Below are 22,497 nucleotides of genomic sequence, written 5' to 3'. Positions count from 1 at the left end.
CGCCGATCGGTCGAGGCCGCCACTCCACGACCCGGCGGGCGGTCAGCGGCGGATCCGGCGACCCACCGCCGACCGCAGTCGGTTCCAGATCCACCGCTCGTCGCGGAATCGGGGCGGCGCACCCTAGGGGTCGGCCGCCGCGAGATCAGGGGAGTGCAGGGGGCGCGCCGGTGTCCGCGGGGGGCATCGACTCCCTACGCTGGGCATCGTGACACTGATCGCGACCCAGTCGCTCACCAAGACGTACGGAGGTCGGGTCACCGCGCTCGCCGACCTCACCGTCGCCGTCGAGCCGGGGATCATCGGCCTGGTGGGCGCGAACGGCGCCGGCAAATCCACCTTGATCAAGATCCTGCTCGGCCTGATCGCCCCGACCAGCGGTCAGGTCTCGGTGATCGGTTTCGACCCGACCGCTGACCCGGCGGCGGTCCGCGCCCGGGTCGGCTACATGCCCGAGCACGACTGCCTCCCGCCGGACCTGTCCGCCGCCGAGCTGGTCACCCACCTCGGCCGGATCAGCGGCCTGCCGCGCACCGCGGCCCGCGAGCGGGCCTCCGAGGCGCTGCGGCACGTCGGGCTCTACGAGGAGCGCTACCGCCCGGTCGGCGGCTACTCCACCGGCATGAAGCAGCGGGTCAAGCTGGCGCAGGCGCTGGTGCACGACCCCGACCTGCTGCTGCTCGACGAGCCGACCAACGGCCTCGACCCGGCCGGCCGGGACGCCATGCTGGCGCTGGTGCACCGCATCGGCACCGAGTTCGGCATCTCCGTGCTGGTCTGTTCGCACCTGTTGGGCGAGGTGGAACGGATCTGCGACACGCTGATCGCCATCGACGGCGGCCGGCTGCTGCGCGCCGACCACATCTCCGCCATGACCTCGGCCACCGACGTGCTCGCCGTGGAGGTCAGCGAGGGCACCGAGGAACTCGCCGCCCGGCTCGCCGCGCTCGACCTGCCGGTGGCGCGGGACGGCCGGCTGCTGCTCGTGCCACTCGCCGACGACAGCACCTACGACCTGATCCTCGGCGCGGTCGCCGAGCTGGACCTGCCGCTGCACCGACTGGACCAGCGCCGGCACCGGGTGGCCGAACTCTTCGCCACGAGGGAGCTCTCCCATGCCTGAGCTGTCAACCGCCGCGGTGCGCTCCACGCCGACGGGCGTCATCCACGACATCGGCTACCAGCGCTACGAGGGTCCGCGGCTGGGCCGCCGGCACGTCTTCGGCGCGCTCTATCTGCACGGGCTGCGCACCGCGTTCGGGTTCGGGCGCAGCGCCAAGGCCAAGATCTTCCCCTGGCTGGTGGTCGGCATCGTCACCCTGGTCGCGGTGGCCCTGGCCGCCGTACGCAGCCAGATCGGCGAACCGGTCGCCACGTACGCCCAGTTCGCCGACTCGATGAGCTGGCTGGTCCTCTTCTTCGTCGCGGTGGCCGCGCCGGAGCTGGTCTCGCGGGACCTGCGCAGCGGGGTGCTGCCGCTGTACTTCTCCCGACCGCTGCCGCGCGGTGACTACGCGGTGGCCAAGCTGCTGGCGCTGGTCACCGCACTCTGGCTGCTGCTCGGCGGGCCCCAGCTGGTGATGTTCCTGGGCGCCGCGTTCACCACCAAGGACGGCATGCGCGGGGTCTGGAACGAGCTGCTCGACCTGCTGCCCGGGCTGCTCTACGCCGGGCTGTGGGCGGTGGTCTTCGCCTCGGTCGGGTTGCTGGTCGCGTCGCTGACCGGCAAGCGCGCGTTCGCCGCCGGTGGTGTGGTCGCCGTCTTCCTGATGACCACCCCGATCGTGGGCACGCTGAGCATCCTGCCGTCGCGTACGGCCAACGAGCTGGCCGGGCTGGCCTCGCCCTCCACCCTGGTGCAGGGCGTGGGCATCTGGTCGCTGGGCGATCTGCTCGTGGAGGGCGACCAGGGCGGCCCGTCGATCGGCGGCTTCGGCCCGGTCTACGCCCTGGCCGCGCTACTGCTGGTCGCCGGCGCGACCGCCCTCCTGCTGGCCCGCTACCGGAAGGTCGCCTCCTGATGAGCACGCTGAGCCTGACCGGGGTGTCCCGGTGGTACGGCAACGTGGTCGCCGTCAACGACATCAGCATGGCGCTCGGGCCGGGAGTGACCGGGCTGCTCGGCCCGAACGGCGCCGGCAAGACCACGCTCCTGCACATGATGGCCGGGTTCCTCGCCCCGTCGCGGGGCACCGTGACCCTCGACGACGAGCCGACCTGGCGCAACCCGAGCGTCTACCGCCGGCTGGGGCTGGTCAGTGAGCGCGAGGCGGTGCAGGGCTTCCTCACCGCGTACGAGTTCGTGCTGGCCAGCGCGAAGCTGCACCGGTTGGCCGATCCGGCGGCGGCGGCCCGGCGGGCCATCGACCTGGTGGAGCTGGAGTCCGCGCAGGACCGCCGGATCGGCACGTACTCCAAGGGCATGCGGCAACGGGCGCGGGTGGCCGCCGCGTTGGTGCACGACCCGCAGGTGCTGCTGCTCGACGAGCCGTTCAACGGGTTGGACCCGCGCCAGCGACTGCACATGATGCAGTTGCTGCACACGCTTGGCGACGCCGGCCGGACCATCCTGTTCAGCTCGCACATCCTGGAGGAGGTCGAGCAGGTCTCCGGGACGGTGCAGGTGATGGTGGCCGGCCGACTGGCGGCCTCCGGCGACTTCCGGACCATCCGGCGGCTGATGACCAATCGCCCGCACGTCTTCGCGGTGCGCTCCACCGACGACCGGGCGCTGGCCGTCGCGCTGATCGCCGAGGATTCGGTGAGCGGCGTGGAGCTGGACCGCACCGGCCTGACCGTGCGCGCCGGCGACTACGGCGCCTTCACCCGGGCGCTGCCCCGGATCGCACTGACCCGGGGCATCCGGGTGCGCCAGCTGGTGCCGTCCGACGAGTCCCTGGAGAGCGTCTTCTCCTACCTGGTGGAGGCCTGACATGTCGACCATTACCTGGATCACCGCGCGCGGCCTGTTCGGCCGGCGGCGGTTCCTGCTGCTGCTCCCGCTGCCGCTGGTGCTGCTCGGGCTGGCCGTGCTCTGCCGGTCGCTGGGCGTCGACCCGGGCGAGTGGGGCCCGCCGGTGCTGGTCGGCCTCGGGTTGGCGGTGGTGCTGCCGGTGGTGGCGCTGATCATCGGCACCGGTGTGCTGGGCGCCGAGATCGACGACGGCACGGTGGTGCACATCCTGACCAAGCCGTTGCCGCGGTGGCAGATCGTGCTGCCCAAGCTCGCGGTGGCCGCCGGGGTCACCGCGGTCACCGTCGCGGTGCCGCTCTACGTGGCGGGCGTGCTGGCCGATTCGGTACGCCTCGGCCTGGCGCTGGCCGCCGCGGCGGCGCTCGGCGCGCTGGCGTACTCGGCGCTGTTCCTCGCGCTCAGCCTGGTCACTCGGCGGCCGGTGCTCCTCGGCCTGGTCTACGTGCTGATCTGGGAGGGGCTGCTGGGCAACTTCGTCAGCGGCACCAAGGTGCTCTCCATCCAGCAGTACGTGATCGCCCTCGCCGACCGGCTCGCCCCCACCGGGCTGCTGGAGACCACGGTGTCGGTGCCGGTGGCGGCGGTGATGACCGCGCTGGTCAGCATCGGCTTCACCGTGCTGGCCATCGACCGTCTGCGCTCGTTCAGCGTGGCCGGCGAGACGAGCTGAGGTCGGTGCGGCGCGGTCTTCCGGCCAGCCACCGTCCGGCGGTAGGGCTGGCCGGATGGACCGGGCGGGGCGTCGCGCGCCAGGCTGGTGGGCGTGAGCGTCGAAGCGGAGCGAGTGTCGTTGGCTGAGCCGTACTCCCGGAGCAGCCGGCCGTGGCTGACCAGCCTGGCGGTCGCCGGACTGGCCTGCGCCACCGTCGCGACGGCCGCCCAGGGCAGCGGACGGTTCCACTGGTGGGCCGGCTTCATCCTGATCCCGGGCGCGCTGATCGCGGCCAGCGGAGGGCCGCTGCTGGCCAGGGGTGGGGGCCGGGCCTTCGCCGGGTACGTCATCGCCTGCGTCGGCGCGCTGGTGTTCGCGGTGGGCGCGCTGTTGATGTTCAGCGTGATGGGCCGGGGTTGGCCGGTGCTGGTGACGTTGCCCTGCCTGGCGGTCGCCGGCACCTACCTGTGGCGGGCGGCCCACCCGCTGGCCCGTGGCCTGCACCGGGCGGTTGCCCTGCTCGCGCTCACCGGCGCGTTGCTCGGTCTGACCCTGCAACTGATCCGGGTGGATCTGATCCACCTGGAGACCGGCTGGTGGGGTGCGTTCCTGATGCTGGCCGGGGCGATCGTGCTGGGCAACGCCGTGGAACTGACCCGGCACCGGATGCCGTACCGGCTCCAGGCGATCACGTTGCTGGTCGGGCCGGCGGTGGTCTCGTTCCTGCTCGGCCTGCGCTTCCTGCGCGGCTGGTGAGCTGCTGGGAAGGTGCCCTCCCCGCGGAGGGCACCTTCCGCACCGGTCAGAAGGCGCAGGCGATGACGAGTTCCGGTGTGCGATCGGGGAGCAGATCGAGCTTGCCGATCCGGCCAGCCGCGCGCAGGTCGTCGGCGACCAGGGTGAGCTGGTCCAGCAGCGCCGCCGGGCCGAGCGCCTCGGCCAGCGGCACCTCCGCCTTCATCGACAGTTTCCGCTCCGACTTGGCCCGCCGCACCTGGCTCAGCGCGTCGCCGGCCAGCCGAAGCAGCGCCGGTTCGCCCGTTCCGTCGATCGTCCGGGCCACCTCGTGCGTGGTGGGCCAGGGCGCCCGGTGCACCGAGCCGTACCGCCACCAGGACCAGACCTCCTCGGTGACGTACGGCAGGACCGGGGCGAACAGCCGCAACTGCACCGACAGCGCCGAGGCCAGCGCGGCCCGGGCCGAGTCGGCCGCCGCTCCGGTGCCGTACGCGCGCTCCTTGACCAGCTCGATGTAGTCGTCGCAGAACCGCCAGAAGAACGCCTCGGTCACCTGCAACGCCGCGGTGTGGTCGTAGGAGTCGAAGGCGGCGCCCGCGGCGGTGACCACGGTGGCCAACTCGGCGAGCATGGCCCGGTCCAGTGGCGCGGTCGCCGGGGTGCGCAGCGCGTCCGCGGCCCCCAACCCGAGCGCGAACTTCGACGCGTTGAGCAGCTTGGTGGCCAGCCGCCGGCCGACCTTGATCTGCGCCGGGTCGAACGCCAGGTCCATGCCGGGCTTGCCGCTGGCCGCCCAGTAGCGCACCGCGTCCGAGCCGTGCTGCTCCAGCAGCGCCAGCGGGGTGACCACGTTCCCCTTGGACTTGGCCATCTTCTTGTGGTCCGGGTCGAGGATCCAGCCGGAGAGCACGGTGTCCCGCCAGGGCAGCACGCCGTGCTCGAAGTGCGAGCGGACCACACTGTCGAACAGCCAGGTCCGGATGATCTCCTGCCCCTGCGGGCGGAGGTCCATCGGGAAGATCTGGGCGAACAGCTCCGGGTCGGTCTCCCAACCGCCGACGATCTGCGGGGTCAGCGACGAGGTGGCCCAGGTGTCCAGCACGTCCGGGTCGCCGACGAAACCACCCGGCCGGCCGCGCTGCGACTCGTCGTAGCCGGGTGCCGGATCGGTGGATGGATCGACCGGCAGCGCGGACTCGTCCGGCGTGAGAGGCTGGGACCAGTCCGGCTCGCCAGCGTTGTCGAGCCGGTACCACACCGGCACCGGCACCCCGAAGAAGCGCTGCCGGCTGACCAGCCAGTCGCCGGTCAGGCCGCCCACCCAGTTGTCGTAGCGGTGCTTCATGTGCGTCGGCACCCAGTGCAGCTGTTCGCCCCGAGCCAGCAGCGTCGCCCGCAACTCGTCGTCCCGGCCGCCGTTGCGCAGGTACCACTGCCGGGTCGAGACGATCTCCAGTGGCCGGTCGCCACGCTCGTAGAACTTGACCGGGTGCGTGATCGGGCGTGGCTCGCCGAGCAGGTCGCCCGCGTCGGCGAGCATTCCGACGATCTCCCGGCGGGCGCCGTTGACGGTCTGCCCGGCCAGTGCCGCGTACGGCTGCGCCGGCACCCCGGCCGGCGGTTCGGGGAGCAGCCGGCCGTCCCGGCCGATCACCACCCGGGTGTCCAGCCGCAGCTCACGCCACCAGGTCACGTCGGTCAGGTCCCCGAACGTGCAGACCATCGCGACGCCGGTGCCCTTGGCCGGGTCGGCCAGCGGATGGGCGTACACCGGCACCTCGACGCCGAACAGCGGGCTGCGCGCCGTGCCGCCCACCAGGTCGGCGTACCGCTCGTCGTCGGGATGGCAGACGAGCGCCACGCAGGCCGGCAGCAGCTCGGGCCGGGTGGTGTCGATGAGCACCTCCCGCCCGCCGGGCGCGGTGAACCGCAGCCGGTGGTAGGCGCCGGGCCGCTCCCGGTCCTCCAGTTCGGCCTGGGCGACCGCGGTGGCGAAGCCGACATCCCACAGCGTCGGCGCCTCCGCCTGGTACGCCTCACCCCGGTGCAGGTTGCGCAGGAACGCCCGCTGGCTGGTCGCCCGAGCCACCCGGCCGATCGTGGTGTACGTCAGGGACCAGTCCACGGAGAGCCCGAGGCGCCGCCAGAGCGCCTCGAAGACCTGCTCGTCGGCGACGGTCAGCCGCTCGCACAGCTCGATGAAGTTGCGCCGCGAGATCGGGGTGGGGTCGCGGCGGGCGGCCTCGTCGACCGGGGTCGCGGGTGGCCGCCACACCGGGTCGTACGGCAGCGCCGGATCGCACCGGACCCCGTACACGTTCTGCACCCGACGCTCGGTGGGCAGGCCGTTGTCGTCCCAGCCCATCGGGTAGAAGACCGCCTTGCCACGCATCCGTTGGTAGCGCGCCGTCGTGTCGGTGTGGGTGTACGAGAGGACGTGTCCCATGTGCAGCTCGCCCGATACGGTCGGCGGCGGGGTGTCGATCGAGTACACGTCGACACGCCTCTTCGAGCGGTCGAACGCGTACGTGCCCTCCTCCTGCCAGCGGCGCGCCCAGCTCTCCTCGAGCCCGTCCAGGGTCGGACGCTCGGGGACGCCGGCGCGGGCCGTCCTCGCCGTTTCGGTCATCCTGCGATCGTAGGCAGGCTCCAACGGCCGGACCACGGGTTAACCCGCGTGCCACGATGGATTTCGTGCCTGCGCCTCCAATGACCGGAGGGAGGGGGTCGGCCCCGTCACCGGGCGACCGGGCCGGCGACCGGGCCGGAGGTGGCCAGTCGGATCCGCAGCCTCCCGTCGCTGCGGGCGTTCGCCCGCTCCAGGATCGTGGAGATCGGGGCGTAGGAGTTCCGCTCGTTCTCGTTGGTGCAGGCGCCCTCTCCCGGGTCGCCGTTCGAGAGGATGCCCAGCGCCTTGCCGTCGGCCTCGGTGAACAGCGGGCCGCCGCTGTCGCCCGGCCGGGCACAGATCCGGACGTCGATGCCACCGCTGCTCTTGCCGGTGATCTCGCCGCACCGGGTGCCGGGCACGTAACCGGCGCCGGCGCCGGAGTCGACGTACTGCTCACCGGACTTCGGGGTGTACGCCGAGCCGGTCGCGCAGACCACCCAACCGGTCTGGATGGCGCTCCACGGCACGTAGCCGGTGATCCGCACGTCCCGGCTGCCGCTGGTGGCGCACCGCGGGTTGTCCGCGACACACCAGTAGTTGACCAGGCTGGGCGTGCTCGTGGCGCCGCGCGGGTACGCCCACCGGGGGAGAGCCCCGGGCTGGTACGGCATGATCGCGTAGTCGTACGGGTAGGCGTTCTCGGCCAGGCTCGGGTTCGGCGCCTCCACGTTCACCGGCACCTTCGGGCCGAGGAACTGGTGCCAGGTCCGGTCCACCTGCTGGTGCCGTCCGCCGACGACGCAGTGCCCCGCCGTCAGCACGTACGCGTCGCGCACTCCGACGATGAGGTTGAAGCCGGTGGTGCAGCCGCCGACGGTGCCGTCGTCGCGCGGCACGTCCAGGCGGATGCCGCCGCGCATCGGCCCCTGCGGGCAGTAGCGCGGGTCGCACGCCTTCTGCACGTTGGTCGCGGGGGTCCGGGCCTGGGTCCGGGTCGGCACCCCGGCGGCGCGGCGCGCCTCGGCCAGCCGCGGTTCGTCCGCCGTGATCCGGTCGCCGGTGAGCACCACGACCTCGTTGGCCTGATGATCCACCACCACGTCCGAGGGGGACGCGTCGAGCGCGGCGGCGACACCGGCCGCGGCCTCGACGAGCTGATTCAGCGTGTGCCGCACGGCGACCACCCGGACGTGCGCCGGGTCCGGTACGTCGGCCACGGCCGCCTGGACCGCCGCGACGTCGGTCGCTCCGATGGTGAGCACGCCACCGGCCGCCTGGTCGAGCCACATGCCGCCGTACGAGTGCGGGACCTGCTCGGTCAGCCGCGCGTCCAGGGGCGCGGAAAGCTCCTGGAGGGCGAGCCGGCGTGCCGCCTCGGTCGCGGAGATCCGGTAGCGGTCCCGCAGGTACGCGACCGAGGCAGGCGCCGCCTCAGCCACCACCTTGGCCGGTCGGGAGCGTACCGGCCCGGAAACGGCCTTCGACTCCGTCGCGGTCTTCGTGTCCGGTGCGGGCGCGGCTGCACCGGACGCGGTCGCGCCGGGTGGCGCGGTCGGTCCGCTGGCTGTCGCGCTGCCCAGCCCCTCCTCGGCCGCGACCGCGGTCACCGCGCGGCGCTCGGCCGCGTCCCCACTGGTCACCGCGACAGTGGCCCCGACCAGGCCGGCGACAGCCAGTCCAGCCACGATCATGCGTCCCCGTGTGCGCACCCCCGTGCCCTCCCCGTGCGTTCGTCGGTGCCCGGCCGGAACAGAGCAGTCGTCGTTGCCGACCGCGCCGGGCGAAACCGAGATAGACGAGCCGTGATTGTAGCTACAGGAGCGACTCCCGCCACTGCCGGTGCAGGGCGGCGTACCGGCCACCGGCGTCGGCGAGCTGGCCGGGCGGGCCGTCCTCGACGATCCGTCCGCCGTCGAGGACGAGCACCCGGTCGGCGGTCTCCACGGTGGAGAGTCGATGCGCGATCACCAGGGCGGTCCGGTCCCGCAGGATGGTGCCGAGCGCCCGCTGCACCAGCCGCTCGGTCGGCACGTCCAGCGAGGACGTCGCCTCGTCCAGGATCAGGACGGTCGGATCGGCCAGGAACGCCCGGGCGAACGCGACCAGCTGCCGCTGCCCGGCGGAGAGCCGGCCGCCGCGCCGGTGCACCTGGGTGCCGTACCCCTCGGGCAGCGCGGCGATGAACTCGTGCGCGCCGATCGCCTGGGCGGCGGCCTGCACCGCGGCGTCGTCGGCGTCCGGTCGGCCGAACCGGATGTTCTCCGCCACGGTGCCGCTGAACAGGTGGTTCTCCTGGGTCACCAGCACCACCGCCCGCCGGAGGTCGGCGTCGCTCACCTCGCGCAGGTCGGTCCCGTCCAGCCGGACCGTGCCGGCGTCCGGGTCGTGGAACCGGGCCACCAGCTTGGCGATGGTCGACTTGCCCGCGCCGGTCGTCCCGATCAGCGCGACGGTCTGCCCGGCCGGCACGGTCAGCTCCAGCCCGGCGAGGATCGGGGTGTCCGCGCGGTAGCCGAAGGAGACCGCCCGAAAGGTCAGCTCGCCGCGGCCGGCGCCGTTCGGCAGCGGCACCGGTCGGGCCGGCTCGGCGACCGCCGGCCGCTCGTCCAGCACCCCGGCCAGCTTCTCCAGCGCGGCGGTGGCCGACTGGAGCGAGTTGTAGAACTGGCTGAGCTCCTGCATCGGCTCGAAGAAGCGACGCAGGTAGAGCAGGAACGCGGCGAGCACCCCGACCTCGGTCCGTCCGCCGAGCACCCGCCAGCCGCCGTAGCAGAGCACCACCGCCACGGCGACGTTACCGATCAGCTTGATCGCCGGGGAGTACGTGGCGATCAGCCGGAACGCGTGCAGGCTGCTCGACCGGTAGTCGTCACCGAGCGCCTCGAAGATCCGCTGGTTACGCGGCTCCCGGCGGAACGCCTGCACCGCCCGGATGCCCCGCATCGACTCGACGAAATGCACGATGACCAGCGCGACCGCCTCCCGGGTCCGCCGGTAGGCGCTGGCCGACGCCCGCGCGAACCAGCGCGAGAGCCAGAACAGGAAAGGGAAGGCGAGCAGCGTCACCGCGGCCAGCGGCAGGTCCAGCCAGAGCAGGATGGCGGCCACCGACAGGATGGACAGCCCGGCGAGCACCAGGCTGTCGATCCCGCCGTCGACCAGCTCGGCGATCGAGTCGAGGTCACTGGTGAGTCGGGAGACCATCCGGCCGGAGGTGTACCGCTCGTGGAAGCCCACCGACAGCCGCAGGAAGTGCCCGAACACCCGCTGCCGCAGGTCCAGCAGGACGGCCTGGCCGATCCGGGCGGACAGCGTGAGGAAGCCGCGCCGGGCCGCGTACTCGGTCACCGCGGCGGCGGCGAACGCCCCGGCGACGGCGGCCAGCGGGCCGGGGTCGCCGGCCCGCAGCGGTGCGATGGCCCGGTCGATGCCGATCATGACCAGGTACGGGCCGGCCATCGCGGCGGCGTTCTGGGCCAGCAGCAGGCCGACCGCGGCGGCGAGTCGCCCCCGGTGCGGGCGGAGCAGGTCGGCCAGCAGTGCCCGGCTGTGCCGGCGCAGCCGGGCCACCGCCTCGGGGGTGCTCTCCTCGGCCCGGCTGCGGTCGGCCTCCGGGTCGGTGGCCGTCCCGCGCCAGCGGGCCAACTCCGGCTTTTCCCCGGGTGGATCGGCCTGCTCCGGCACGCTCACGAACGCACCAGCCCCCGCCCGTCCGCGGTGGGCGCCGCGGGCGCGGCGGCTCCGGCTGGCGGCGGCTGCCCGGCCGGCGGCTCGGCAGCCAGCAGGGCACGGTACGCCGGTACGGTGGCCAGCAACTCGGAGTGCCGGCCGATCGCGGTGATCCGCCCGCCGTCGAGCAGGGCTACCCGGTCGGCCAGTGCGATCGTCGACGGCCGGTGCACCACCAGCAGCGCGGTGCTGTTCCGCAGCACCCGCCGCAGCGCCGCCTCGACCAGCCCCTCGGTGTGCACGTCGAGGGCGGACAGCGGGTCGTCCAGCACCAGCAGCGCCGGGCGACCGAGCACCGCCCGTGCCAGCGCCAGCCGCTGGCGCTGGCCCCCGGAGAGGGACAACCCCTGCTCACCCACCCGGGTGGCCAACCCCCACGGCAGGTCGTACGCGAAGTCGGCCTGGGCCAGCGCCAGAGCGGCCCGGACCTCGTCGTCGCCGGCGTCCGGGCGCCCCAGGGTGAGGTTCTCCCGCACCGACATGGAGAAGAGCGTCGGCTCCTCGAACGCCACGCCGACCAGTCGGCGCAGCGAGTCGAGCCGCAGCTCACGTAGGTCGTGACCGTCCAGCGTGATCCGACCGCCGGTCACCTCGTGCAGCCGGGGCACCAGGGAGAGCAGCGTGCTCTTGCCGCTGCCGGTGGCGCCGACCAGCGCCAGCGTCTCGCCCGGCTCGATGCTGAGGTCGATCTCGCGCAGCACCGGCGTGGTCGAGCCCGGGTAGCGGAACGCGACCCGTTCGAAGCGGAGTCGGCCGTGGACCGCGTCGCGGGGCAGGGCGAGCGCTCCGGGGGCGTCCATGATCTGCGGCGGGGTGTCCAGCACCTCCTGGATCCGGTCGGCGGCGGTGGCGGCCTCCTGGCCGTTGGCGATGATCCAACCCAGTGACTGCACCGGCCAGATGAGCATCAGTTGGAGGCTGACGAACGCGACCAGCTCGCCGATGGTGAGCGCGCCCCGCGCGGCGGCGGCCGCCCCGGCCACCAGCACCACGCCGAGGGTCAGGTTGGGCACCAGGTCGAGCAGCGCCGCGGTGTTGGCCAGCAACCGGCCCTTGGCCACGCCGGTGTCGTGCAGCGTCCGGGCGCCGCCGGCGAAGCGGGCGGCCAGCTCGACCCCCCGGCCGTACGCCTTCATGGTGCGCAGGCCCTGCGCGGTCTCCTCGACCAGGGTCGCCACGTCGCCCTGCTGGTCCTGCATCCGGCGGGACGCGGCGTGGTATTGCCGGCCGAACCGGCGGCTGATCAGCAGCAGTGGCACCGCGCTGGCCGCGACCAGCAGCCCGAGCGCCGGGTGCAGGTGGATCAGCAGCAGCACCACCACCAGGTAGGTGGTCAGGTTGAGCACCAGGAAGAACACGCCGAAGGAGAGGAATCGCCGGATCACCGAGAGGTCGCTGGTGATCCGGGAGAGCAACTGGCCGGACTGCCAGCGATCGTGGAAGCTGGCCGGCAACCGTTGCAGATGTGCGTAGACGTCGGCGCGCAGCGCCGCCTCCATGCCCACCGCCGAGGAGGACTGCACCCAGCGGCGGATGAAGATGAGCACCGCCTCGACGACGCCGAGCAGCAGCGCCAGGCCACCGAGCTGGAGCAGGCCGGCGGGATCGTGCCGGGCCACCGGCCCGTCCACCACCCGCTGCACCACCAGCGGTACGGCGATTCCGGCCGCGGTGCCGGCGAGCCCGGCGACCAACAGCCAGGCGAACTCGGTGGTGTACGGGCGCAGGTAGCGGCGCAGCCGCCAGAGGTTGTGCACGGGGTGGGGGCCCGCGGCGACCCGGGCGGCCGGGTCGCCGTCGCTCTCCACAGGCACTACCCGACGGTAGCGTCAATGGGTGTCGATGCTTGTGTCAGGTTGTTGTCAACCGCCGCTCATGACCGAGAAGCCACTTCTTCACGTCCAGCCCCCAGCGGTAGCCGCCGAGCGTGCCGTCGGTACGCAGCACCCGGTGGCAGGGCACGAACAGCGCCACGGCGTTACGGGCGCAGGCGGCCGCGGCGGCCCGCACCGCCGGCGGCCGGCCGGCCAGCGCGGCGTACCCGGTGTAGGTGACCGGGGTGCCCGGCGGGACCTCGCGCAGCACCTGCCAGGCGTGGGCCATGAACTCGCCACCGGTGCTCTGCCGCACCGGCACCGCGTCGATGGCGGTGAGGTCACCGTCCAGGTAGGACCGGACGGCCACGCTGACCGGGCCGAGGTCGGCCCGCGCTCGTAGTGGCGCCCGCAGGGTGGGGTGGACCAGGGGCAGCAGCGCCGCCGGATCGGGGGTGAAGCCGGCCGCCCGGACCTCACCGTCCGGACCGGCGATGATGCTCAGCGGGCCGGTCGGTGTGCTCAGTACGGTGCTGTCGATGCTCATGCCGCTCTCCAGAGTCTGATCGTGGCGTAGGACCGCCAGGGGCGCCAACGTTCGGCGTACGCGTCGAGGGTCTTCGAGGTGTCGGGCAGGCCGAGCGCGGTCGCGCCGCGCCGGACCGCCAGGTCGGTGGGGAGCAGGACGTCCGGGTCGCCGAAGGCGCGCATGGCCAGGTAGCCGGCGGTCCACGGGCCGATGCCGGGCAGCGCGAGCAGCCGCCGGGCGGTCTCCTCCCGGTCGCCGCCCGACGCGAGGTCCAGCTCCCCGTCGGTCACGGCCCGCGCCAGGGTGCGTACCGTCTCCCGCCGCCCGGCCGGCATCCCGAACCCCGCATCCGGCACCCCCAGCAGCTCCTCCGCGGTGGGAAAGCCGCGGAGACTCCCCGGAGGCTCACCGCGTTGGTCATGAGGCGGGCCGGGGGTTCGATCTCCGTCCGGCCCGCCGACCTCATGGTCGGTGCGGTCGCGGGCGGCCAGCAGGCGGGTGAGGGTGGTGCGGGCGGAGGTGACCGAGACCTGCTGGCCGATGATGGCGCGGACCGCCAGCTCGAAGCCGTCCACCGCACGGGGGACCCGGATGCCGGGTTCGGCGGCGACCGCCGGGGCCAGAGCCGGGTCGGCGGCGAGCGTGGCGTCGATGGCGACCGGGTCCGCGTCCAGGTCGAGCAGCCGGCGGCAACGGGCCACCGCCGGTGCCAGGTCGCGCAGGTCGGCCAGGCGCAGCGTCGCCGCCACGTGCCCGTCCGCCGGGGTCAGCGCCACCTGGCCGGCACCGTGCGGCAACCGCAACCCCCGGTGGTACGTCCCGTCGCGGACCTCCTCCACCCCGGGCAGCGCCCGCACCGAGAGGAAGTCCAGCAGCGCCCGGGCGTGCAGCGGCGGACGGTACGCCAGTCGGAGCGTGATCGTCCCCGCGCCGGCCGGCGCCTGGTGCCGGCCACGGGCCGCCCGCAGCTCGGACGGGGCGGTCGCGTACACCTCGCGGACCGTGTCGTTGAACTGCCGCACACTGCCGAAGCCCGCGGCGAACGCGATCTCGGCCATCCCGAGGCCGGTCGTCTCGATCAGGATCCGGGCGGTCTGCGCCCGCTGGGCCCGGGCCAGCGCGAGCGGCCCGGCGCCCATCTCGGCGCGCAGCATCCGGTGCAGGTGCCGCTCGGTGTAGCCGAGCCGGGCGGCCAGCCCGGGGACGCCATCCCGGTCGACCACCCCGTCGGCGATCAGTCGCATCGCCCGGCCGACCACGTCGGCGCGGACGTCCCACTGGGGCGAGCCGGGTGCGGCGTCCGGGCGGCAGCGGCGGCAGGCGCGCAGCCCGGCGCCCTGCGCCGCAGCCGCGGACGGGAAGAACCTGACGTTCCGCCGCTTGGGGGTGGTCGCGGGGCAGGACGGCCGGCAGTAGATCCCGGTCGACGTCACGCCGGTGTAGAACCAGCCGTCGAACCGCTGGTCACGGCTGTCCACTGCCCGGTAGCACCGCTCGAAGTCCATCTCCACGTCACCGATGATGCCCCGATCCCCGGGCGATCGGCTGGCGGGAATCGGACGTGGCCATGCGGGCCCCGAACACCGGCATCAACCGATGGTCCGCCCAGCGTTCAGCGGCGGCGCCGATGCGGCTGGCCGGACCGGCCGGACCGGCCGGACCGTCCGGCCCCTTCGGCCGGGTCGGGCCGGGCCACCCGCTCGACTGGGGCGGGCCTGGCGCTCAGCAGGGCCGGCCGGAACACGCCGTCCGGGTCGTACCGCCGCCACAGCCGGCGTACCCGGGCACCGGTCGCACCCGGGTAGATCCGGGCGAACGCCGCCGGGTCCGGCCGGCTCTCGAAGTTGAGGTAGGCGCCGTCGGCCCGGCCGGCGGCACCCCGCCAGGCGGCGTCCAACGCCGCGCCACCCTGCGGAGGGAACACCGAGGCGATTACCAGGGTGCTCTGGTGCCGATGCGGGTAGGCGGTCGCTTCCGGGGCGACGTCGTTGACCGCTCCGCCCACCGAGCGGAGCTGGATCACCGCCCGCCCGGTGACCGCCCGCATCACCGCCCGCGCACCGGCCTCGCCCAGCTCGGTGAACAGACCGTTGGTGGTCGTGCCCCGCTGTTGCCCGACGTTCGGGTGCAGGTGCGCGGTCGGCACCAGGGTCGGGTAGGGCAGCAGGTCGGTCCGGTGTTCGAGCACCTTCCCGATGGCCAGCAGCGGCTCCACCAGGGGCCGGGCCCGGCGCAGGCTCTCGGCGGCCACCACGGCGGTGACGGACATGAGGGCCGACCGCCCCTCCGCGAACAGCACGGCGGCCGCGGACAGCTCCCGGGGGGCCTGCGCCAGATAGCCCGCCCACTCCCGGACGGTGCGGCCGTCCGGGTGGGCCTCGATGACGAGCTGCGCCACCCCGACGTTGCGTTGCTCGGTGGCCTCGATCTCGAACGCCACCACGATCCCCGCCCCCGCACCGGCGCCCCGCACCAGCCAGAACAGCTCCGGCTCGTGCTCCGCGTCCGCGCGCACCAGCGTCCCGTCCGCGAGCACCACCTCCACGGCACGGACGCGGTCGATGGTGAGGCCGTAGGAGCGGACCAGCCAGCCGACGCCACCGCCGGTGGCCAGGCCGCCGACGCCGACGTTGCCGTGGTCACCCGAGCTGATCACCAGACCGTACGGGGCCAGCGCCGCCGCGACGTTCGCCCACCGGGCGCCGGCCTCGACCCGGACCAACCCGGACCGTTCGTCGAGAACCCGCACCCGGTTGAGCATGGACAGGTCGATGACCAGGCCACCGTTGTTGGAGGAGGCGCCGGAGAGGCCGTGTCCGCCGCTGCGGACGGCGATCGGCAACCGCTGCTCCCGCGCGTACCGGATCGCGGCGACCACCTGCGTGGCGTTCTTCGGCAGCAGGACGCCCGCCGGCGAAGCCGTCGTGGTGTACGTCGAGCGCAGCTGCGCGTACCTGCGGTCGCCTGGTGTGACGATCTGCCCGGTGAGCGAGTCGGGCACCCGGGCCAGGGCGCGGCGCAGACCGGAGGCGGGCCGGTGTCCTGAATCGGTCATGGCCCAAGAGTGGGCGGTCGCACCTGCCCCGACAAACTCGCGTTGGCCATTGAGCCTGTTCGCCGGGATGCGGGAGCGCGCCGGTTCGGGAAACAACCGCGCGAGGGTGACCGGGATCTCGGTCTGACCGCTCGCACGGCGGCTCACGGAGCTGGTGGGCGATGGCGGCCGGCCGGTCAGATCGGGCGGCAATGTCCGACCTGACCGGATCTGATCAGCTCGGCCGGCCCGGTACCCCGGGCGGACCGGGCGGACTCGGCTCGACGGTCGGACGCGCCGGCGTCGGCGTCGGCAACCCGGGTACCCCGGGCGGGCCGGGCGGACTCGGCTCGACGGTCGGACGCGCCGGCGTCGGCTCGCCGGGTACGCCGGGCGGGCTGGGTACGGCGTCCGGCGCGGACGGGGTGGGCGCGGGCAGGCTGGGCACGACCGAAGGGCTCGGGCTGGGCGCGGCCGGCCGGGGTTGGTCCGACCCGGTCCCGGCGAGGGCGAACGGGGCGGCGATCAGGACGGCCACGAGGGTGCCCACCGCCCCCATGGTCACGGTGGCACGGCGCCGGTTGCGCACCCGCCGTTCCGCTCGGCTCAACTGGTCATGCACGATCGGTGCCTCCTCGGCCAGGTCGGTGAGGGTGGAGCGGATGAGGCGCTCGAAGGGATCGGTCATCGCCGTACCTCCAGCATTGCGACCTCCGGCAGCAGCTCCCGCAGTCGGCTGACGGCCCGGTGGGTGCGGCTGCGCACCGTGCCCACCGAGCAGCCGAGCAGCTCGGCCACCCGCGCTTCGGGCAGGTCCTCGTAGTAGCGCAGGACCACCACCGCCCGCTGCGCCGGTGGCAGGTGGCGCAGTGCGGCACGCATCGCCAGCCGCACGTCCGACCCGCCGCTCGGGTCGGCGCCCACCGGTTCGTCCGCCGGGTTGAGCGGCGTCTCCCGCCACCGCCGCAGTCGCCGCCACCAGCTGATCTGCTCGCGGTACATCACCACGCGCAGGTACCCCTCGGGGTCGGCGTGCCGGATGGTTCCCCACTTCGGGATGGTCCGTGCCAGCGCCGACTGGAACAGATCCTCGGCGGCGTTGCGATCCCCGGTCAGCAGGTACGCGACCCGCAGCAACGCCGGTGTCCGGCTGGCGACGAACTCGGCCAACCGGGCGCGCTCGTCCTCGTCCACCCACCACCCCGTTTCGTTGTCACCCATACAGACGCCCCAGGTCATCCTCGCTATCCACGTTCGGTGCGGCTTTTCCGCCCGGAAGTGTCGGTCGTGGCGGGTAACGTCCGGCCACCAACTCAAGAAGGGGTGCGGTGATGGCGAGCGTGGCGGGTCGGGCGGCGGCATCGACACGGGACGCGTTCCCGCCGCTGCCCCGCGCGGTGGTGCAGTCCTTCTACCGCCGGATGCGGGCCGTGGCGCCGGCCGCCGTCGGCGCGATCGAGCGGGACCGGGCGGCCGACGTCGAGCGGGCCTTCGCCGACACCGCCTGCGGCAGGCTGGCCCGCTCACTCGACGATGCGGGCCTGCGTGCGCTCGGAATGTGGACGCACCACTGGTGCATGCGCTTCTACGACGACGACACCCGGGTTGGCCGGCGGCTGGTCCAGGAGATCGCGGTCCGGCCGGGGCTGGGCTGGACGGCCGACGAGGTGCGCTGGATGCTGCGCGAGTCGGTCTCGGCCGGCCCGGCCGCCGCCGAACGGTTCACCCTGCCTCGGGCCGCCGCCGCGCAACTGCCCCCGGAGGAACGGCCGTTCGGGGAGCTGCCCCCGGGTCACTGGCCGGAGAGCGAGCCGGCCGAGGGCCAGCGCACCGCCAAACCGGTTGAGGGGCATCCCGCCGGGTCGGAGCCGAACCGGCAGGCCGAGTCCGACCCGTCGGCTGAGCCCGCGCCGGGCCGTGTGGCCGGCAGCGAGCCGATCGGGAGGACCGCCGGGGCGATGGCCCTGGTGCCGCGTCAGCGACGCGCTGGCTGAGCTGGCATCGGTTCGCGCCGCCGTGGCCGGGGTGATTGGCCCGCGGTCGGCTGCGGCAGGATGAAGGCCGTCCCGCACCGACGGAAGGACCCGCATGCCCGCCAGCGAACCGACCATCCTCGCCACCAGCATGGGTTTCTTCCGGGGCGACCGGGGCCCCACCGACCTGCGCCCCGGTCCGGTGTTCGAGCTGGCGGCCGAGCTGGCCGAGGCCGGCCCGCAGCCGCGCATCTGCTACCTGGGGCAGGCCGTCGGGGACCAGCCCACCTCGCTGACGGCCATCTACGGCGCCTTCGCCGACACCCGTTTCCGGCTGTCGCACCTCGCCCTGTTCCCGATGCCGAACGTCGAGGACGTCCGCGCCCACCTGCTCGCCCAGGACGTGATCTGGGTCGGCGGCGGCAGCGTGGCCAACCTTGTCGCGCTGTGGCGCGTGCACGGGCTCGACGAGATCCTGCACGAGTGCTGGCAGGCCGGCGTGGTGCTGGGCGGCGTCTCCGCCGGCTCGATCTGCTGGAATGTAGGTGGCGCCACCGACAGCTTCGGCCCCCGGCTGCGCGGCTTCACCGACGGCCTGGGCTGGCTGCCGTACGGCAACGGGGTGCACTACGACAGCGAGGGTCAGCGGCGACCGCTGATGCACGAGCTGGTCGGCGACGAGACGTTGCCGACCAGCCACTGCACCGACGACGGGGTCGGGCTCGTCTACCGGGGCACCCGACTGGCCGAGGCGGTCGCCGACCGCGAGGGCGTTTCGGCGTACGAGGTCAGCCGCGGCGCGGACGGCAGCGTCCGGGAGGCGGTCATCGCCCCACGCCTGCTCGGCTGACGGCCGCCCTTCACCCCCGCCGGCACGGGCCGGCTGGAGTCGAAAACCGAGCCGCGTGGGCCGGCCCGTCCAGCACCGGCGTAAGCTGGCCCGTCGTGAGTCTCACCATCGGCATCGTCGGCCTGCCCAACGTCGGCAAGAGCACGCTTTTCAACGCGTTGACCAAGAACGACGTGCTGGCGGCGAACTACCCGTTCGCCACCATCGAGCCCAACGTCGGCGTGGTCGGGCTGCCCGACGAGCGGCTGGGCAAGCTGGCCGAGATCTTCTCCTCGCAGAAGGTGCTGCCGGCGCCGGTGTCGTTCGTCGACATCGCCGGCCTCGTCCGCGGCGCGTCGAAGGGGCAGGGCCGGGGCAACGCCTTCCTGGCCAACATCCGGGACGCCTCGGCGATCTGCCAGGTGGTGCGGGCCTTCTCCGACCCGAACGTGGTGCACGTCGACGGCAAGATCTCCCCGGCCGACGACATCGAGACGATCAACACCGAGCTGATCCTCGCCGACCTGCAGACCCTGGACAAGGCGCTGCCCCGGTTGGAGAAGGAGGCCAAGCTCCGCAAGGACCGCCTGGCAGCGGTCGCCGCCGCGAAGGCAGCCATCGAGGTGCTCGACGGCGGCACCACCCTGTACTCCGGGGCCGCCGCCGCCAAGATCGAGCTGGAGCACCTGCGCGAGCTGCACCTGCTCACCACCAAGCCCTTCCTGTACGTCTTCAACGTCGACGAGGCCGAACTGGCCAACGCCGCGTTCCTCGACGAACTGCGCGCGCTGGTCGCTCCCGCCGAGGCCGTCTTCATGGACGCCAAGATCGAATCCGAGCTGGTGGACCTGCCCGAGGACGAGGCCCGCGAGCTGCTGGAGTCGATCGGGCAGAACGAGCCCGGCCTCAACCAGCTCGTCCGGGTCGGCTTCCGCACCCTCGGGCTCCAGACGTACCTGACCGCCGGCCCGAAGGAGGCGCGGGCCTGGACCGTTCCGGTCGGCGCCACCGCGCCGGAGGCCGCGGGCGTCATCCACTCCGACTTCCAGCGCGGCTTCATCAAGGCCGAGGTGGTCTCCTACGGCGATCTGGTCGCGGCCGGTTCGATGGCGGCGGCCAAGGCGGCGGGCAAGGTCCGCATCGAGGGCAAGGAGTACGTCATGCAGGACGGCGACGTGGTGGAGTTCCGCTTCAACGTCTGAATTGGCTGGACCGGCTATCTCGGCCGCATCGATCCTGACTCCCGCCCTGTCGCTCGGCGGAACCGTCGCGGAGGCAGGACGGACCGGAGCTTGTCGGCTGCCTGAGCGAAGTCGGAGATGGCGGTGACGCAGCCATGGCCGATGTGGGCGAGCCAGAGCGAGCCGTCCCGCTCGGCGACGAGCGCCTGAGACAGCGGAACGGTGTGCACGTTGCCGTCACCATCCACCGTGGAAATCGCGTCCGTGCCGATGATCAGCGAGCCCTTGTTGCCGAACCGCTTCATGAGCGTCGGCCTGACCACCTCACCTGCCGGCACGAAGCGGGTGCTGGGGCAGGAGACATCGGTGGTGCCAAGAAGATCCGGTCGCGATCCGTACGGCACGACGATCATGGCGGATGAGAGCCAGTCCGACATGACGTCCCGCGCCGCTGTCGGAGTGAGGCCAGTCAGCTCGGTGAGTGAATCGGAGTAGTAATGCTCGGTTGTGCCGAACAACTCCAGGTGGGTCGCGGGTTCGAGCTCTTGGATCGGCCGCATCCAGGCCAGCGCCTCATACGTGGGCACGAGGACCGCGGGTAGGGCCAGGTTCCTAATCGCCTCCGGGTTGGCCATGTCCACCTGGTCGAGCCCTTCGTGCACAAGTCTTCGCAGCTCGGCCCAGAGCAGTTCCGCCGCGGTAGCAGCTTCGAAATTCTTGGCTTTCCTGTCGTCCTGCGGGGTGACCCTCAGCCCGAGTTGGTGCCGCGTACTGTCGACGACCTCGAACATGAGTTCAGCGCCGTTGCCGAGCCCGGCCCGCTGTACTGCTTGGCCGACTCGCAACTGCAGCGCCCGCATCAGCAGAAGCGCTTCCACGCTGGGTGCGGCACCGACGACCAGCGCGACCCCGCGAACCTCATCGGCGTACCAGACCGGACCCGATTGGTGGTTCACGAGGTGTGTGCCGTGGGTGATTCGCGGACCAGCGGGCAATCGAAGTCGCATCGCCCCAGGCGCTTCGGCGGTCACGGCGAGGACGGCGTTGCCGCTAGTGAAGAACCTCTCCACATGTTGTCTGATCTCGTCAGCCGTGAAGAGCCGGTAATCCACCGCGGGCCAGCGCGACAGGCCATGTCCGCGCGACCCGAAACGCCGCGCGAGCAGTGCTCCCCAGGGGTCGAGCACGCCCTCGTCGATGTTGAAGATGTCCCGGCTGTCTGCCTCGACGTCCGCGACAGCATCGGACAGGTCCTCCGGCGGAAGATCGCTGATAGCCGAGCAGATGGCGGTGAAGTGTTCCGCGATCTGCTCGGGAGTGCCGGCCGCGAGGAACGACGTCTCGTTCACCCAGGTGTCGTTCGAGTATTTCTCCGCGACGTGAGGATCGGACCATTCCACCAGGTGCTGCACCAGATGATTCAGGCCGACGGAGTCGATCTCTTCGTCGCGGGTGCCACAGCCGAACGTCAGCGATGCGGCCAGCATGCCCGGCAGATTTCGTTGGAGGACCGTAACTCCATCTATCTCCTCACGGTGCATGCGCGGATCGTAAGGCGACCGGTCAAGCTCGTGGGCTGCCGCCGCGCGGGTGACCCGGTGCTACCGCTCGGCCCAGGCACCCAGCTCGTTGCCGCTGGGGTCGGTGAAGTGGAATCGCCGGCCACCGGGGAACTCGTACGGCCCATTGACGACCTGCCCGCCGGCGGCCTTCACCGCCTGCACCGACCGGTCGAGGTCGGCCGAGTAGAGCAGCACCAGCGGGCCGCCCGCCCGGACTGCCTGGTCCACGCGCAGGCCGCCGACCTCGGGCGCGGAGTCGCCCTGCGGGCTCCGGATGCCGGCGTACCCCGGGCCGTAGTCGTTGAACTGCCAGTCGAACGCTTCGGCGTAGAAGCGTTTGGCCTGGTCGAGGTCGGTGACCGTGAACTCCACATAGTCGATGGCGTGGTGTTGGTGCGCAGATGACTCAGACATGCTCCGCATCGTGCCCGCCGGGTACGACATGGCCAGTGCGGCGCAGGCCCCCAGGTGCGCGCGATCACCGGTCCGGGTGGTCGTCCTCAACGCGAGGACGGTCAGCAGGTGTGTCTGCTCGCGGTGGGCTCTCGCCGCCGAGTAGCGCCGCCCGCAGGCGGGCGTTCTCGCGTGCGGCGCGGCGGTTCGGGCGGATGCCGGCGACGATGACGCCCACCCAGGCGAGGGCTACCAGCCCCCAGCCGATCCAGTAAACCGGGCCGTCGTTGGACCCCTCCACGACCAGGCCCACGACCAACAGGATCACCGACAGTGCCCTGACGACCAGGCGGGTCCGTCTGCTCATGGCGGGAACCTCGCTTCCGCTGACGGAGGTCGACTCCGGTTCCGTGGAGGTCGGGTGTCAGTGACACCGTGACACATCGACACCACCGGCTTCCGGCCCCGGAGTCGACCA

General features: G+C 72.8%; 19 protein-coding genes and 1 pseudogene. 8 read left to right on the top strand and 12 right to left on the bottom strand.

Annotated features, from left to right (window positions below; translation table 11 throughout):
• The first annotated feature begins 208 nt into the window (after nucleotides 1–208).
• The 5 genes from ACFYPS_RS26230 to ACFYPS_RS26210 all read left to right on the top strand — a co-directional run bounded on the left by ACFYPS_RS26230 (nucleotide 209) and on the right by ACFYPS_RS26210 (nucleotide 4,382).
• The gene (locus ACFYPS_RS26230) at nucleotides 209–1,123 is read left to right on the top strand and encodes an ABC transporter ATP-binding protein (protein WP_387327743.1); all 915 of its coding nucleotides are present in this window, start codon (nucleotides 209–211) and stop codon (nucleotides 1,121–1,123) included.
• Complete coding sequence (locus ACFYPS_RS26225) at nucleotides 1,116–2,021, top strand: ABC transporter permease subunit (protein WP_354964670.1); 906 nt, start codon at nucleotides 1,116–1,118, stop codon at nucleotides 2,019–2,021. The genes ACFYPS_RS26230 and ACFYPS_RS26225 overlap by 8 nt, the downstream gene beginning before the upstream one ends.
• Nucleotides 2,021–2,932 (top strand): ABC transporter ATP-binding protein, encoded by a 912-nt coding sequence (locus ACFYPS_RS26220; RefSeq protein WP_387327740.1) that lies wholly within the window; start codon nucleotides 2,021–2,023, stop codon nucleotides 2,930–2,932. The genes ACFYPS_RS26225 and ACFYPS_RS26220 overlap by 1 nt, the downstream gene beginning before the upstream one ends.
• A 1-nt stretch (nucleotide 2,933) precedes the next feature.
• Nucleotides 2,934–3,644 carry an ABC transporter permease subunit gene (locus tag ACFYPS_RS26215; RefSeq protein WP_354964668.1) on the top strand — a complete coding sequence of 237 codons (711 nt, stop codon included), beginning with the start codon at nucleotides 2,934–2,936 and terminating at the stop codon, nucleotides 3,642–3,644.
• Between the two features lie 93 nt (nucleotides 3,645–3,737).
• Nucleotides 3,738–4,382, top strand: a complete 645-nt coding sequence (locus ACFYPS_RS26210) for a hypothetical protein (RefSeq protein ID WP_354964667.1) — start codon at nucleotides 3,738–3,740, stop codon at nucleotides 4,380–4,382.
• A 46-nt stretch (nucleotides 4,383–4,428) separates the two neighbouring features.
• Here the strand turns inward: ACFYPS_RS26210 and valS are convergent, their stop codons facing one another.
• The 9 genes from valS to ACFYPS_RS26165 form a co-directional block, all read right to left on the bottom strand.
• Complete coding sequence (gene valS / locus ACFYPS_RS26205; protein ID WP_387327736.1) at nucleotides 4,429–6,993, bottom strand: valine--tRNA ligase; 2,565 nt, start codon at nucleotides 6,991–6,993, stop codon at nucleotides 4,429–4,431.
• A 107-nt stretch (nucleotides 6,994–7,100) separates the two neighbouring features.
• The gene (locus ACFYPS_RS26200) at nucleotides 7,101–8,660 is read right to left on the bottom strand and encodes a trypsin-like serine protease (RefSeq protein ID WP_387327733.1); all 1,560 of its coding nucleotides are present in this window, start codon (nucleotides 8,658–8,660) and stop codon (nucleotides 7,101–7,103) included.
• A 127-nt stretch (nucleotides 8,661–8,787) separates the two neighbouring features.
• Entirely contained in the window at nucleotides 8,788–10,665 is a 1,878-nt protein-coding gene (locus ACFYPS_RS26195) for an ABC transporter ATP-binding protein (protein WP_354964664.1), read from the bottom strand.
• Nucleotides 10,662–12,518 carry an ABC transporter ATP-binding protein gene (locus ACFYPS_RS26190; RefSeq protein ID WP_387327730.1) on the bottom strand — a complete coding sequence of 619 codons (1,857 nt, stop codon included), beginning with the start codon at nucleotides 12,516–12,518 and terminating at the stop codon, nucleotides 10,662–10,664. Before ACFYPS_RS26190 ends, ACFYPS_RS26195 begins: the two co-directional genes overlap by 4 nt.
• Before the next feature lie 37 nt (nucleotides 12,519–12,555).
• Complete coding sequence (locus ACFYPS_RS26185; RefSeq protein ID WP_354964662.1) at nucleotides 12,556–13,065, bottom strand: methylated-DNA--[protein]-cysteine S-methyltransferase; 510 nt, start codon at nucleotides 13,063–13,065, stop codon at nucleotides 12,556–12,558.
• Nucleotides 13,062–14,558 (bottom strand): DNA-3-methyladenine glycosylase 2 family protein, encoded by a 1,497-nt coding sequence (locus ACFYPS_RS26180; protein WP_387327727.1) that lies wholly within the window; start codon nucleotides 14,556–14,558, stop codon nucleotides 13,062–13,064. The genes ACFYPS_RS26185 and ACFYPS_RS26180 overlap by 4 nt, the downstream gene beginning before the upstream one ends.
• Nucleotides 14,559–14,659: 101 nt before the next feature.
• On the bottom strand, nucleotides 14,660–16,102 hold the full coding sequence (locus ACFYPS_RS26175; RefSeq protein WP_354964660.1) for an FAD-dependent oxidoreductase: 1,443 nt from the start codon (nucleotides 16,100–16,102) through the stop codon (nucleotides 14,660–14,662).
• 214 nt (nucleotides 16,103–16,316) lie between these two features.
• Nucleotides 16,317–16,769 (bottom strand): hypothetical protein, encoded by a 453-nt coding sequence (locus ACFYPS_RS26170; RefSeq protein ID WP_354964659.1) that lies wholly within the window; start codon nucleotides 16,767–16,769, stop codon nucleotides 16,317–16,319.
• Nucleotides 16,766–17,275: a SigE family RNA polymerase sigma factor gene (locus ACFYPS_RS26165; protein WP_354964876.1), complete on the bottom strand. Its 510-nt coding sequence runs from the start codon at nucleotides 17,273–17,275 to the stop codon at nucleotides 16,766–16,768. Before ACFYPS_RS26165 ends, ACFYPS_RS26170 begins: the two co-directional genes overlap by 4 nt.
• Nucleotides 17,276–17,412: 137 nt before the next feature.
• Between ACFYPS_RS26165 and ACFYPS_RS26160 the strand changes: the two are divergent.
• From ACFYPS_RS26160 to ychF, 3 genes and pseudogenes are all read left to right on the top strand, one after another.
• Nucleotides 17,413–17,841 (top strand): annotated as a pseudogene (locus ACFYPS_RS26160) (hypothetical protein); the annotation flags it as partial.
• 328 nt (nucleotides 17,842–18,169) lie between these two features.
• Nucleotides 18,170–18,904: a peptidase E gene (locus ACFYPS_RS26155; RefSeq protein WP_354964658.1), complete on the top strand. Its 735-nt coding sequence runs from the start codon at nucleotides 18,170–18,172 to the stop codon at nucleotides 18,902–18,904.
• Between the two features lie 95 nt (nucleotides 18,905–18,999).
• Nucleotides 19,000–20,085 carry a redox-regulated ATPase YchF gene (gene ychF / locus ACFYPS_RS26150; RefSeq protein ID WP_354964657.1) on the top strand — a complete coding sequence of 362 codons (1,086 nt, stop codon included), beginning with the start codon at nucleotides 19,000–19,002 and terminating at the stop codon, nucleotides 20,083–20,085.
• Nucleotides 20,086–20,099: 14 nt separating this feature from the next.
• On the opposite strand, the gene ACFYPS_RS26145 is transcribed toward ychF, so the two are convergent.
• The 3 genes from ACFYPS_RS26145 to ACFYPS_RS26135 all read right to left on the bottom strand — a co-directional run bounded on the left by ACFYPS_RS26145 (nucleotide 20,100) and on the right by ACFYPS_RS26135 (nucleotide 22,386).
• Entirely contained in the window at nucleotides 20,100–21,605 is a 1,506-nt protein-coding gene (locus ACFYPS_RS26145; protein WP_354963675.1) for a hypothetical protein, read from the bottom strand.
• Between the two features lie 60 nt (nucleotides 21,606–21,665).
• A complete protein-coding gene (locus ACFYPS_RS26140; RefSeq protein WP_354963676.1) occupies nucleotides 21,666–22,040 on the bottom strand; it encodes a VOC family protein in 375 nt (124 codons plus the stop codon).
• Between the two features lie 64 nt (nucleotides 22,041–22,104).
• Entirely contained in the window at nucleotides 22,105–22,386 is a 282-nt protein-coding gene (locus tag ACFYPS_RS26135; protein ID WP_354963677.1) for a hypothetical protein, read from the bottom strand.
• Nucleotides 22,387–22,497: the final 111 nt, after the last annotated feature.

The sequence above is a fragment of the Micromonospora sp. NPDC005087 genome (assembly GCF_042872965.1).
Classification (GTDB): domain Bacteria; phylum Actinomycetota; class Actinomycetes; order Mycobacteriales; family Micromonosporaceae; genus Micromonospora.
This window is presented reverse-complemented; position numbering and strand designations above follow the sequence as displayed.

Coding starts and splice junctions, on each gene's coding strand:
- ACFYPS_RS26155 (WP_354964658.1), top strand. CDS start 18,170: ATGCCCGCCAGCGAACCGACCATCCTCGCCACCAGCATGGGTTTCTTC.
- ACFYPS_RS26140 (WP_354963676.1), bottom strand. CDS start 22,040: ATGTCTGAGTCATCTGCGCACCAACACCACGCCATCGACTATGTGGAG.
- ACFYPS_RS26220 (WP_387327740.1), top strand. CDS start 2,021: ATGAGCACGCTGAGCCTGACCGGGGTGTCCCGGTGGTACGGCAACGTG.
- ACFYPS_RS26135 (WP_354963677.1), bottom strand. CDS start 22,386: ATGAGCAGACGGACCCGCCTGGTCGTCAGGGCACTGTCGGTGATCCTG.
- ACFYPS_RS26185 (WP_354964662.1), bottom strand. CDS start 13,065: ATGAGCATCGACAGCACCGTACTGAGCACACCGACCGGCCCGCTGAGC.
- ACFYPS_RS26215 (WP_354964668.1), top strand. CDS start 2,934: ATGTCGACCATTACCTGGATCACCGCGCGCGGCCTGTTCGGCCGGCGG.
- ACFYPS_RS26170 (WP_354964659.1), bottom strand. CDS start 16,769: ATGACCGATCCCTTCGAGCGCCTCATCCGCTCCACCCTCACCGACCTG.
- valS (WP_387327736.1), bottom strand. CDS start 6,993: ATGACCGAAACGGCGAGGACGGCCCGCGCCGGCGTCCCCGAGCGTCCG.
- ACFYPS_RS26175 (WP_354964660.1), bottom strand. CDS start 16,102: ATGACCGATTCAGGACACCGGCCCGCCTCCGGTCTGCGCCGCGCCCTG.
- ACFYPS_RS26225 (WP_354964670.1), top strand. CDS start 1,116: ATGCCTGAGCTGTCAACCGCCGCGGTGCGCTCCACGCCGACGGGCGTC.
- ACFYPS_RS26145 (WP_354963675.1), bottom strand. CDS start 21,605: ATGCACCGTGAGGAGATAGATGGAGTTACGGTCCTCCAACGAAATCTG.